Origin of the sequence: Staphylococcus sp. HMSC62B09, from assembly GCF_001839115.1 — a bacterium.
Classification (GTDB): Bacteria; Bacillota; Bacilli; order Staphylococcales; family Staphylococcaceae; genus Staphylococcus; species Staphylococcus haemolyticus.
The window spans coordinates 287,522-299,160 of record NZ_KV840149.1; the positions used below are offsets into that span (position 1 = coordinate 287,522).

General features: G+C 34.1%; 14 protein-coding genes and 1 pseudogene. 3 read left to right on the top strand and 12 right to left on the bottom strand.

Going from position 1 to position 11,639, the window contains the following annotated elements:
• Window positions 1-187 precede the first annotated feature (187 nt).
• The 4 genes from HMPREF3265_RS07990 to HMPREF3265_RS08005 form a co-directional block, all read right to left on the bottom strand.
• Window positions 188-475: a hypothetical protein gene (locus tag HMPREF3265_RS07990; RefSeq protein WP_070632293.1), complete on the bottom strand. Its 288-nt coding sequence runs from the start codon at window positions 473-475 to the stop codon at window positions 188-190.
• A gap of 251 nt (window positions 476-726) precedes the next feature.
• Window positions 727-1,263, bottom strand: a complete 537-nt coding sequence (locus tag HMPREF3265_RS07995; RefSeq protein WP_070485142.1) for a VOC family protein — start codon at window positions 1,261-1,263, stop codon at window positions 727-729.
• On the bottom strand, window positions 1,217-1,966 hold the full coding sequence (locus tag HMPREF3265_RS12615) for an MBL fold metallo-hydrolase (protein WP_176743858.1): 750 nt from the start codon (window positions 1,964-1,966) through the stop codon (window positions 1,217-1,219). The genes HMPREF3265_RS07995 and HMPREF3265_RS12615 overlap by 47 nt, the downstream gene beginning before the upstream one ends.
• 225 nt (window positions 1,967-2,191) lie before the next feature.
• On the bottom strand, window positions 2,192-2,815 hold the full coding sequence (locus tag HMPREF3265_RS08005) for a nitroreductase family protein (protein ID WP_037550884.1): 624 nt from the start codon (window positions 2,813-2,815) through the stop codon (window positions 2,192-2,194).
• Between the two features lie 362 nt (window positions 2,816-3,177).
• Here HMPREF3265_RS08005 and HMPREF3265_RS08010 point away from each other — a divergent pair, with 362 nt between their 5' ends.
• On the top strand, window positions 3,178-4,587 hold the full coding sequence (locus HMPREF3265_RS08010) for an amino acid permease (protein WP_037550886.1): 1,410 nt from the start codon (window positions 3,178-3,180) through the stop codon (window positions 4,585-4,587).
• A gap of 98 nt (window positions 4,588-4,685) precedes the next feature.
• On the opposite strand, the pseudogene HMPREF3265_RS08015 reads toward HMPREF3265_RS08010, so the two are convergent.
• Both HMPREF3265_RS08015 and HMPREF3265_RS08020 read right to left on the bottom strand, forming a co-directional pair.
• Window positions 4,686-5,348 (bottom strand): annotated as a pseudogene (locus HMPREF3265_RS08015) (ABC transporter ATP-binding protein).
• Between the two features lie 12 nt (window positions 5,349-5,360).
• Entirely contained in the window at window positions 5,361-6,410 is a 1,050-nt protein-coding gene (locus HMPREF3265_RS08020) for an ABC transporter permease (protein ID WP_037550890.1), read from the bottom strand.
• A gap of 198 nt (window positions 6,411-6,608) precedes the next feature.
• Between HMPREF3265_RS08020 and HMPREF3265_RS12945 the strand changes: the two genes are divergently transcribed.
• Both HMPREF3265_RS12945 and HMPREF3265_RS12950 read left to right on the top strand, forming a co-directional pair.
• On the top strand, window positions 6,609-6,896 hold the full coding sequence (locus HMPREF3265_RS12945) for a LysR family transcriptional regulator (protein WP_208102765.1): 288 nt from the start codon (window positions 6,609-6,611) through the stop codon (window positions 6,894-6,896).
• A 38-nt stretch (window positions 6,897-6,934) separates the two neighbouring features.
• Window positions 6,935-7,477 (top strand): LysR family transcriptional regulator substrate-binding protein, encoded by a 543-nt coding sequence (locus HMPREF3265_RS12950; RefSeq protein WP_371106711.1) that lies wholly within the window; start codon window positions 6,935-6,937, stop codon window positions 7,475-7,477.
• 132 nt (window positions 7,478-7,609) lie between these two features.
• Here HMPREF3265_RS12950 and HMPREF3265_RS08030 read toward each other — a convergent pair whose 3' ends face one another.
• The 6 genes from HMPREF3265_RS08030 to HMPREF3265_RS12960 form a co-directional block, all read right to left on the bottom strand.
• On the bottom strand, window positions 7,610-8,248 hold the full coding sequence (locus HMPREF3265_RS08030; protein ID WP_070861289.1) for an NAD(P)-dependent oxidoreductase: 639 nt from the start codon (window positions 8,246-8,248) through the stop codon (window positions 7,610-7,612).
• A gap of 126 nt (window positions 8,249-8,374) precedes the next feature.
• Window positions 8,375-8,803, bottom strand: a complete 429-nt coding sequence (locus tag HMPREF3265_RS08035; protein ID WP_070861291.1) for an Rrf2 family transcriptional regulator — start codon at window positions 8,801-8,803, stop codon at window positions 8,375-8,377.
• Window positions 8,804-8,976: 173 nt separating this feature from the next.
• Complete coding sequence (locus HMPREF3265_RS08040; protein WP_070861294.1) at window positions 8,977-9,993, bottom strand: hemolysin family protein; 1,017 nt, start codon at window positions 9,991-9,993, stop codon at window positions 8,977-8,979.
• 157 nt (window positions 9,994-10,150) lie between these two features.
• Window positions 10,151-10,582, bottom strand: coding sequence for a 6-pyruvoyl trahydropterin synthase family protein (locus tag HMPREF3265_RS08045; protein WP_037550898.1), 432 nt, complete (start codon window positions 10,580-10,582; stop codon window positions 10,151-10,153).
• Window positions 10,583-10,761: 179 nt separating this feature from the next.
• Complete coding sequence (locus tag HMPREF3265_RS12955) at window positions 10,762-11,040, bottom strand: hypothetical protein (RefSeq protein ID WP_256323926.1); 279 nt, start codon at window positions 11,038-11,040, stop codon at window positions 10,762-10,764.
• Between the two features lie 299 nt (window positions 11,041-11,339).
• Window positions 11,340-11,594 carry a patatin-like phospholipase family protein gene (locus HMPREF3265_RS12960; protein ID WP_324293424.1) on the bottom strand — a complete coding sequence of 85 codons (255 nt, stop codon included), beginning with the start codon at window positions 11,592-11,594 and terminating at the stop codon, window positions 11,340-11,342.
• Window positions 11,595-11,639: the final 45 nt, after the last annotated feature.

An 11,639-nucleotide genomic window follows, 5' to 3' on the forward strand; every position in this document is an offset into this window, starting at 1 on the left:
TTTCTTCAATTAATAGGTTCTCTATTTAACATCTTAAAAGTATTATTCTCATAAATGCGTCATAACATGATAAGCACCGCCTATTAAAAAGCATTCGCTTTTCATAATAGGTGATGCTTATTTTCATTCGTATATTGCTGTTAAAATCAAAAGTTCTTACACTAACATTTTTAATAATCACTAATGTTTATTCCGCGCCTTTATTAACAAATTGCGAGCTACTGGAGGCACTGTCTGCAGCAGATAAGGTCACTTTAATTGCGTCATTTGATTCATCGACTTCGTGCTGCAACTCACTATTGAGTCCTAACAAGTTATTCGCTTGTGTTTCATCACTATTAAGCTCTTCCAAACCATTTACAATCCCAGTCGCTAAAAATTCACATGCATCGTCACTTTCTACATACACTTTTTCTTTTACAATATTTTCAATTACATCGATTAATTCTGATTTTTGAATTTGAATATCAATCATGAAAATTACTCCCTTAAATTGTTGTTGACATAAACAAAATTTTATGTCTTTAATTTTATACCCTTTTTAAGCATAGATATTTAAAATTGCATACATCTAATAACCCTAAACCCCTTATAATATCTAGGCTTAACAAGCTACTTGGAAGGCTTGTTAAAGGCATTATACATTAATTTAAAGGAAGAAAATACTTAATTTTTTTAATATGACAAATGTGTCATATTAATGAATAATGATATGTTTAAATTACTTTAATTGTCGACCTTTTTCGGCACAAAAACTTCTGCCTCACTATCATCTGGATAGTAAAATCCATTAGGTACCGTTTGTAATTCAATTAAGCTTCCCCACGGACTTTTTACATAAACAGTTTGATTACCTTCAGTGTCTTCATATTTCGTATTCGCATGCGGCTCTGAAATAGGTTGACCTCCAGCTTGCGTCAACTGTTTAACGGCCTCATCAAAGTGTTCTGCCTCGATATAAAAAGAGATATGCGTAAAACCAATGTCTTGTAACGTTTGCGCTTGACCTTGATGTGCATCTTTAAATTCAAACATTTCAATATTCGGTCCATTACCAAAGACCATCATACGTTTATGAATAATGGATGCCCCTTCTTCTAAACCAAGAATGTGTTCAACTGTTTCCCCACCACGAGGTTCATCCGTCTTTCGTTGACTATCATAAGCAATCTTTCCGTTGAGCCCTTCTTTGAAAAAGGCTGTCGCCGCTTCAATATCAGGTACTGTGAGTCCGATATGATTGATTCCTCGATTTATATTCATGCACCATCACCTCTAATAACAATGTTTTAATATGCGAGTTACGTATGTTCACCACGACGGACGCAATCAATAATTTTTGTAGTCTCTTACGTTTATCTTCCTCATTTTCAACAAAAAAGACAGCACCTTCTCCTTCAATCGCAACCCAAGGTACAATAGCATCGAAATCTAGGTCTTGAATCAATTCCAGGCTTTTAATGGATGTTTGTCGGTCACTTGAATTGAGAATAACAGTACGCCATTCCCCATCATCTACACATAAAAAGTCGCCTGTAAAAAGGAAACGATGTTCACCGTTATCCCACAGAAACATCGTCGTACCTGACGTATGTCCTGGAGTAGGAATGACTTCTAAATCATCTGCAATCGTCTCACGTTGTTCAAACTGTCCATCAATCGGTACCGTTCGATTGATTGCTGCTACATCATCACGATGAATCCAAAATGGTATATCTATACTAGGTATTCCGCCTGATGATTCATGCTCATGATTCATTAAAACGCATGAAGCGCCGCCTAATAATTGGATATCTGTCACTGCTTCATTTAAACCTGATGAATGATAAATGACTATATTGCCTTCTGGTCGTTCTAGCACAAATGACTTAATACGGTAGCGTTTATCAAATGGAAAGACTGCCTTTGTTGTTTCATATAATCCTTTCTGAATACGTGTTAATGTCTCTAATTGTTTATTATCCATGAATCACCCTTTTCGCAATTTGATATCTTAAGCTATACCCTTTTTCTTCATCATAAATATGATTAGCACTGACTCTATACATCTCTTCATTAAAAAAAGCGGAACAGTATTCATAATGAACACACTGTCCCGCCTCACCGCATGAGTGACGTTAACTAAAAAATTTGATATAAGCGTCTTATCTTTTCAGTCAGTTACGCGTTTTTTCATTATTAAATTGAAGTATTATTTATAATCGATTACACGATCAACTGGCATTCTAAATGATGTGTGTGCCTCTTTAGCTTTCTTGCCTATTGCGACAATCATCACTGGAACATAACGTTCTAAATCATAGCCAAACGCTTTACCGATTTCTTCATGTTCAAAGCCACCAATTGGATTTGTATCATAACCGTGTTGTTTAGCAACTAACATCAATTGCATAGCAGCTAAACTACTGTCTACTTTAACAATGTCATTCATTGATTGGCGTGTGCGATTTTTATAATTTTCTAAAACAATCGGTAACATTTGTTCTTTAACTTCTTGTGGCATGTGACCATTGACAACCGCTTGTTCATAAATATATTCGCCTTCTTCATAGCATTGTAAATCCCCAAAAATGACAATCATTGCTGATGATGTATCATTTTGGTTTGTATTAAATTGAATTAATGGACGCAATTTAGCTTTCGCTTCATCACTTTCAACCACAACAAAACGCCAAGGTTGCATATTCACTGATGAAGGTGCTTTCGTTGCTTTTGCAATCATTTCATTCATTTCTTCATGAGGAATTTTATAATCTGGGTCGAAACCTTTAACTGATTTACGACCTTCTAATATTTCATTAAAATCATTAAGCATGATTAGCCTACTTTCTATCTTTTTTCTATAGTTATAATTTAAATGCAATTTACAAATATGTACAATTATATGTTTTAAAAAACTTTATATTTTAGACAGTAGGCAGTCTTAATTATAGGTATTATAGCCAAAGAAATGTCTATTTCACGCATGATGATATCATACACCTCTCTTATTTACACTTACTATTAATACGAAAATTTGTATAATTCATTGATTAAAAATTAATAAATAGGGTATCATTAATTTTAACAAAAAAATTAATTACATAATTTAATACAATTAATTAACTAATCATACAGAGTATTCGTAGTCAGTCATAATTTTAAGTCACATATATACTCATGAAGGGGACGAACATTATGGCAGATAAACTGCAAAGGGAATTAAGCAATAGGCATATACAACTTATTGCAATTGGTGGTGCGATTGGTACCGGATTATTCCTAGGTGCAGGTGAATCCATTCACTTAGCAGGTCCATCGATTTTACTTACTTATATTATCGTTGGTTTCGTATTATTTATGTTTATGCGAGCAATGGGAGAAATCTTATTGTCTAATCTAGGATTTAAATCATTTGGTGATATCGCCCATCATCATATTGGTCCAATGGCAGGCTTTATGGTCGGTTGGACATACTGGCTAACTTGGATTATTTCAGGTATGGCTGAAGTAACAGCCGTTGCTAAATACGTTGAATTTTGGTATCCAGCAATACCTAACTGGTTAACAGTTGCATTTACAATTCTTGTACTTGTAGGTATGAACTTATTTAGCGCCAAATTATTTGGTGAACTTGAATTCTGGTTATCACTAATTAAAGTTATTACGATTATCGCATTAATTGTTGTAGGTATTGTTATGGTCATCTTTGCAATGAAGACTGATTATGGTACAGCAAGTGTAGCGAATATTTGGAGTCATGGTGGATTCTTCCCTAATGGCATATCTGGATTCTTAATGGCATTCCAAATGGCAATCTTCTCATTTATTGGTATTGAGTTAATCGGTATCACTGCAGGGGAAACTAAAAATCCATATAAAACGATTCCTCAAGCAATTAACAATGTACCTTTCCGTATATTAATATTCTACGTTGGTTCATTAGCTGTTATTATGTCAGTTGTACCTTGGAATCAATTAGATCCTGCGGAAAGTCCATATGTAAAATTATTTGGTTTGGTTGGTATTCCATTCGCAGCGGGAATCATTAACTTTGTAGTTTTAACAGCGGCTGCATCTTCATGTAATAGTGGTATCTTTGCTAACAGTCGTACACTATTCGGTTTAGCTGGAAGAAAGCAAGGTCCACCATTCTTACATAAGACGAATAAACATGGTGTTCCATATTACGCTATCTTACTTACTTGTGGTTTATTAAGTATTGCGATTATTTTAAATGCAGTATTTAAAGATGCTACGAAGGTATTCGTTCAAATCACAACGTTCTCAACAGTACTCAATATTATGATTTGGACATGTATTATGATTGCGTATCTAGGTTTCGTGAAGAGAAACCCTGAATTACACAAAGATAGTAAATTTAAAATGCCTGGTGGCAAATACATGGCATATGCCATTCTTGCCTTCTTTGCATTTATCTTTATCGTTTTACTTATTAATAGTACGACACGTTTTGCAGTACTATTCGCACCAGTTTGGGCAATCGTACTTGTCATCATGTATCAAAAGTATCGAAAAGAATCTGAAAAAGCGACAATCGCCATGGAAGATGAAAAAGATTTAGAAAAAGAATTAAAAGATAAATAGATGTTAATTAACTTTATCTAGTAATATCAAGTAATATAATTAACTCCCTCAAAGTAGCCATGATTTTCAAAGCTTACTTGGAGGGAGTTTTATTTTAATTATTTTTCTTTTAAACGTCCATCTTCCATATGGAAGACTTTATCACAGAACTTGGTTAATCGTTCATCATGTGTAACGATAATACACGTTTTATGACGTTGTTTAGATTGTTCTTTTAAGATTTCCATAACTGCCATCGCATTTTCAGTATCGAGCGATGCAGTTGGCTCATCAGCTAAAATAATAGAAGGTTGTGTATAAATTGCCTTAGCAATCGCGACACGTTGTTTTTGTCCTCCTGACACTTCAGAGGGTAATTTGTTCTCAATTTCTTTTAAGCCTAAATCGTTCAACAATTTATCATATTCTTCAGTACTTAACACATCTTTTTTATAACTCTTCAATAAATGGAATTGTTGTTTTACTGTTAAGAATGGGACTAAGTTCGTCGCTTGTAATATAAAGCCAATTTCTTTCATTCTCATTTTAGCTAATTGCTTCTGACTCATTTTTTAGATTTTCTTATCATTAATATATATTTCACCGGATGTTGGTGTTTGTAACGCACCAGCCATTGTTAAGAACGTACTCTTACCGGAACCGGAAGGGCCAACAATAGCTATAAGTTCACCTTTTTCAAAAGATAAAGATGTCGGTTTAACTGCTTCAATTGTATGATTACCATCTTGGAATTCTTTAGTCACTTCATCAAATTTTAACATGGTGGTACCTCCTTACCCGATCGCCTTGAGTGGGTCTATTTTTCTAATGGATAATACTGAGAATAAGCTACCAACAAGAGATGTTAGTATTAAAACGATACCAAAGATAATGAGTGTACCGATATTAAATTGGACAGGTACCGCTTCAGGTAAGACTAAACTTGTCAGTAATGTCAGTATTAAGCCAATCAAAGTACCGATTAAGGCTAATATAAAGGTTTGTGCTAACACCATCTTCATTAAGAACCCATTCGTAAATCCTTGAGCTTTTAGTACTCCGAATAAATTCTTTTTCTGCAACGTGATGACATATAAGAATACGCCAATGACTGTGGCAGAAATAACAAATAAGAATGTAATCATAAAGTTCATTGTTAAGTTTTGTGGTTTGTAGCCTGGTAGGTTCTCTACAAAGTCATCTATTCCTATAACTTCTAAATCTTTATCAACATTTTTATCTTTCCAATTACTGTCTTTTACAACTACAGCATTGGTTTTATCTGATGATAATGCTGGGTTAATTTTTTCAATCGTTTTGTCATTTGCGAAAATAACAGGAGAAGCATTATATTTAGCACTTTCTGATACGCCAACGATATGTAGTTTCTCATCAGATTGAGATAGCGTGATGGTGTCACCAACCTTAAATCCCTTGTCTTTCAATGATTGATCGATCACGACATCATTATCTTTATTAAATTTTTTGCCTTCCTCAATCATTGGAATCAAGAATGAGTTTGATGTTACGCCAAAGAGTAATGCATTCTCTTCACTATCTCCGTTCGATGCAATAACGCCAATTTGTTTTAACGGTGCCTCTTCTTTAAATTTGCCTTCAACGTCAGACGATTTAAAGACAGATTGTTGAACCGTTTGGTTGGCATCTTTATTTAAAACAATCGCATCTGCTTTCCATTTCTTGATGCCTTCAGTGTTCATATTAATTAAACCACTTGCTAACCCGGATAGTAAAAAGAGTAAGTAACTAATTAATACTAGAATGCCTATAATTAATCCGAATTTAAGCTTGTTGCGTTTAATTTCGTTCCATGCAAGAAACATTTAATCCCCTCCTTTATGTGTATTATTAACAAGTATAGCAATACTTATATTAAAAATTACAATGAATTGACCTAAACTATTTAAATATTAGTCATATTGAACATCATAAGAAAGTTCTACAAATTGGTTATATTGTGTCACGGCTGTTAAATTCAATTGAACTTGGTCAGCAATATCATTAAAAAGGAGGACATCGATATGACCTATAAAAATAAAATTCAATATTTAGAAGCCATTCAACGTTACGGCAGTATTTCACACGCAGCCAAACACCTTTATATTTCTCAACCCTATTTAAGCCGTTATATTAAAGACGTTGAGAATGATTTAGGTGTGACATTAATTAACCGGGACAGCAACCCGCTAGAACTTACGTATTCAGCTGAGCGATTTCTAGATTATTTACATGAAATTGAGGATATTGATACTCGAATGCGTGATGAATTGCAGACAATTTCTAATTTGAAAAAGGGCGTATCCGTATAGGTGTTAATACTATTTTAGCTACACATACGCTTTATAGTATCTTGCCAAAGTTTATAGAACATTACCCGGGCGTGGAGATTGAATTAGTAGAAGAAGTGACACATCGAATTGAACAAATTGTTTCCGATCAAAAAGTGGATATAGGTGTGACGATATTACCGTTATATACCGAAGATTTATCTTATGATATTTTATACACAGAAAATGTATATTTAGCGTTACCTCCAGGACATCAGCTTATCGAACAAGCTAAAGCACACGCTGATGATGGTGAATTTCCATTTCATTTGTTAGATAATGAGAAATTTATCTTGCTCAAGCCTGAAATGATGATGGAAACTGTTAGTGTCGAGAATGCGCTTCGTCTCGTCAATGAAGGTACCGCAATCACATTTGTCCCTAAGAGTGTTAAAGATATGACGTCTCATCGTTTTAATGGCACGTTTGTCCAATTGAACCCACACCACTATTACAATCGAGTCGTATTAGCATACAAAGAAAATGATAAAAAACCACTATCTAGAGCAGCTAAGACATTTATCCAAATGGCGAAATCCGGAATGAAACAAGATATGAATTAACAACTACTTTATTAGACATAGAAAAGACGAAGGACGTGGGACAATGAATTCATAAAGAATTCTGTTCCACGTCTTTCGTTTGCTTATTCTCAGACAATAATCATTTAGCTTTAAAATTAATCGTTCAATATATTATACTTGTTCGCCAACGACTGTGAATCGCTCGTTAATGTGAGCTGCATTTTCAGCTTCGTCTACAATTGCAATAGCGTAATCCGCATAGCTAATGTAGCTATTACCTTGACTATTTACAAGCAATTCATCTTTACCTAATGTATAAGAACCTGTACGTTTACCTTCTGCATCGAACTCTGCTGATGGACTAACAAATGTCCAAGTAATGCCCTCGCTATCTTGAAGATCTTGGAGATTACGTCCTTGACCTTTAGCAGTTGGTTTAAACATATCTGGGAAATCTGGTGCTTCAAGTACACGTGTTGTATGTGCCTCATCTACGAATAAGCTACCTGCACCACCTACTACAATCACTCTTGTATCTACTTCTTTAAGCAATTTAATTAAAGCGCGTCCCGCTTCTACATGGGCTTCTTCCTCACCTAATGGCGCACCAAATGCATTTACAACAACATCAAGATCTTTGATGTCATCTACTGTTAAACTGAAAATATCTTTTTCAATCACTTTCACATCTTGATCATTTAGTTTGCTCGCATTTCTAACAATTGCAGTGACTTCATGACCACATGCTTGTGCTTCTGTTAATACTTTATTTCCAACTTTACCTGTTGCTCCGATAATACCAATTTTCATGATTTATTCCTCCACATTTTTATATTTATGGTGATGTCAGTCAATTAGGTCGTTGTGAGACAGCTTCATTATCGCACTTGTGCTTGTAACCATAACAGTTACATGTAAGATATAACGGATGACGACTTATCTGTTTCGTTGCAAGATACCTGTAACAATATCATCCATTGTGACATTAGCCAAGACACCTTCCATCGCATCTTGTGCACGTAAGAGAATGATTTCAAGCACACTCTGGATATTGGCACCTACAACACAATTTATATTCGTGTCTTCATGCATTTGGAATAATTCGCCTTCGTCAACGACTTCCACCGCTTGATACACATCAAGTAATGTAATGTCTGTTAAAGGTTTTCGCAGTTGAATGCCACCACTCCCTTGCTGTGTTTCGATTAAATTCGCTTGCTTTAATTTACCTACTAATCTTCTAATTACTACAGCATTAGTGTTCACACTACTAGCAATCCAAGAGGACGTTAATGGTTGCGACTGTTCAACTTTGACTAGTGCTAGAATATGCACAGCCACAGTGAAACGACTACTAATTTTCAATCTTCTCACCTCATGTAACCATTATAGTTACAAGTTAATTTATAAGTCACTGTTTTTGAATTTAATTAATTTTGATTTTAAAAAAGACCCTATCATCAAGATTTTTAAAATCTCAATAATAGGGTCATAATAAGACATAATAATAATATTAATTATATAAGACTAAATTCACATTAATTATATTCATCTTCGATATCGCCAACGATTTCTTCAAGAATATTTTCTAAAGTAATGATTCCCTTGAAATCAGCGTCATTATAAACTGCTGCGATATGCACTTTTCTCTTTTTCATCATTTCTAATATGTGTTTCAATGGTGTATTCATTTTAACGTTAATAATTGGATTAACGAACGTCTCTAGTTTAGATGGTTGTTCCACGTTGAACAATGATTTGGAATGTATGAAACCAACAATTTGATCATCTTTAACAGCTGGATATCTTGTAAACGCATCTATTTTAATTTGTTGAATTGCATCATCAAAACTCGTATTTAAGTTTAGCGTTTTAACATGTTTTTCATCAATCATAATATCTTTTGCGACTAAATTATCAAACTTAAATGCTTGGTTAATATGATGTAACTCACTATCATTAATTTCGCCACCTTCATGGCTATCGTGGATTAATTGTTTCAGTTCTTCCTCAGAATGGAAGACTTCACTTTCTTTAGCAGGTTTCATATTGAACATTTTTAATATCAAACGTGCTGTACCATTTAATATCCAAATAAATGGATACATTATTTTATAGAAAAAGATAATCGGTTTCGCAAAAAGCAATGTAATATATTCTGCCTTTTGGATAGCAATCGTCTTAGGTGCCATTTCACCTACAACAACGTGTAAAAATGTCGCGATAACAAATGCGCCACCAATTGTGAATGGATGTATCCAAGCTTCAGGAATACCAATACTGCTGAATAAAGGATGTAATATAAATTCAAATGTAGATTCTCCTACCATACCGATACCTAGTGCGGTAATGGTAATACCTAATTGACAGGCAGCTAAGTATTCATCAAGATGATCGACAACCTTTTTTGCGGCAATCGCTTTCTTCTCACCTGCATTAGACAATTGTGCAATTCTTGTTTCTCTGACTTTAACAATAGCGAACTCTGTCGCCACGAAAAAAGCCGTTAGGACTAATAATAATATAAAAGTAATAAGACTAAGTGCGGTCCCCAAATATGTTCCTCCAAAATAAAAAATTTTAGACTTGCTACTATACTAATTGTATCAATAATACATATATAATCAAAATATTTAAATTTTAATTACTTATATAAATAGTGCTTAATTCAAAAGGCAAAATTGAGAACCCTTCTTTTTTATAAGTAGTGACTTAAGGCTTTATAATGGAACGATTTAGACTTACCCCATGGCGGTCAGTCTCAAATAGCTGTAACGCATACATACAATGTTCACCCGGAAGATGTTGTTCAAATTCGTCCCAAATCCACATTGCAATATTTTCAGCAGTCGTATTCATATCAGGCAACGTTTCATTAATGAGTTGATGATTCAATTTAGGTTCAATCACTTTATTATAAATTGCATCTACTTCGTTAAAATCTAATCCAAGACCATAATCACCAATTGGTGAAAGTACATCTACATACAAGCGATATGAATGATTATGCAAATCTCGAAATATATCTTCACCAAAATAAATTCGATTGTCACATTTAAAATCATATTGTTGTTTTAACACAGTTCGGCCCTCTCTATATTTAAATTGATTGGGTGGTTGAATATGATTGAAACGATTATGCATTGTTCATGCTCCTCTCTTTTACATTTAATACTATTGCCCAAATATCTTCTAAATATTGTTACTAATTAAGAACCTAATAAAGAACATTGGAAATCACAACGTCCACACAAGAAATTGTTTAATTTAAGCATACTAATCGTCGTTCATTCCAAATTCGAACATCGTTTATAATATCACTTTTATTCATTCCAAAAGTTTCTAATTATCTCTACATCTTCAAGTGCCTGAGTTTCTCTAGCTTTGAAAATGTCAGGTCGTATTGATGGATCTACTGTATTACCGCTTAGTTCATTTAATTTATCAAATACTGCTTTACTAGGTGTAATTAATTTAATTTTAGCGCCACTTTCTTCGAGTTCTTTAATGGCATCTTCTAATTTATATGGAGTTGAAGTAGGAAAATTCGTCGCAAAAATAAGTACTTTCTTAGCACCTATAGCTAAATCTGCATTCTCCATGGAATGACATCCACCATCAAAATGTTTGTCACCATCAATCGTCGTAGCCGGCCAAACACCTGGTAACTCGAACCACTTGAAGCCATAGCTTTATGCAAGTTCACTTGACTATCAGACGTTAGTGCGACACGCTTTGCCTTACGCGTATTAATAGCAGTAATCATTAAATTAGATGGCCATTCAGTACCTTTAATTCTATGTTCTAAGCGAGTAATATGTACGCTCTCATTATATTTATGATCTTCTAGTAAGTAGAGACTATAATTCTCAATCCATTCTTTAGGTGAATTCGAATGCTCTTATATTTGAGCATATCTTTCGAAGATACCTGACATATCTTTAACTGGCGGCATTTCATTAGATTTAGGCGCAATTTGCTCATCATAAATGACATCAAAACTCTTGTCAGATGTTAATCCTGTAGCAACTTGCGCGCCACCCGATGTACCTATCATTAAATCTGCATGACGAACATCTATACCTTGATTAGATAATGTTAACAGATAGCCTAACTCCCAACCTATGGCTAGCGAACCACCACCGCCAAGTACAATTTCATGTTCTTAATTGTCTTTTTTATAATTTTTTTGATTATTTTC

Excerpts from the sequence above, each read along its gene's own strand:
- HMPREF3265_RS07990 (WP_070632293.1), bottom strand. The coding sequence starts at position 475 with ATGATTGATATTCAAATTCAAAAATCAGAATTAATCGATGTAATTGAA.
- HMPREF3265_RS07995 (WP_070485142.1), bottom strand. The coding sequence starts at position 1,263 with ATGAATATAAATCGAGGAATCAATCATATCGGACTCACAGTACCTGAT.
- HMPREF3265_RS12615 (WP_176743858.1), bottom strand. The coding sequence starts at position 1,966 with ATGGATAATAAACAATTAGAGACATTAACACGTATTCAGAAAGGATTA.
- HMPREF3265_RS08005 (WP_037550884.1), bottom strand. The coding sequence starts at position 2,815 with ATGCTTAATGATTTTAATGAAATATTAGAAGGTCGTAAATCAGTTAAA.
- HMPREF3265_RS08010 (WP_037550886.1), top strand. The coding sequence starts at position 3,178 with ATGGCAGATAAACTGCAAAGGGAATTAAGCAATAGGCATATACAACTT.
- HMPREF3265_RS08020 (WP_037550890.1), bottom strand. The coding sequence starts at position 6,410 with ATGTTTCTTGCATGGAACGAAATTAAACGCAACAAGCTTAAATTCGGA.
- HMPREF3265_RS12945 (WP_208102765.1), top strand. The coding sequence starts at position 6,609 with ATGACCTATAAAAATAAAATTCAATATTTAGAAGCCATTCAACGTTAC.
- HMPREF3265_RS08030 (WP_070861289.1), bottom strand. The coding sequence starts at position 8,248 with ATGAAAATTGGTATTATCGGAGCAACAGGTAAAGTTGGAAATAAAGTA.
- HMPREF3265_RS08045 (WP_037550898.1), bottom strand. The coding sequence starts at position 10,582 with ATGCATAATCGTTTCAATCATATTCAACCACCCAATCAATTTAAATAT.
- HMPREF3265_RS12955 (WP_256323926.1), bottom strand. The coding sequence starts at position 11,040 with ATGGAGAATGCAGATTTAGCTATAGGTGCTAAGAAAGTACTTATTTTT.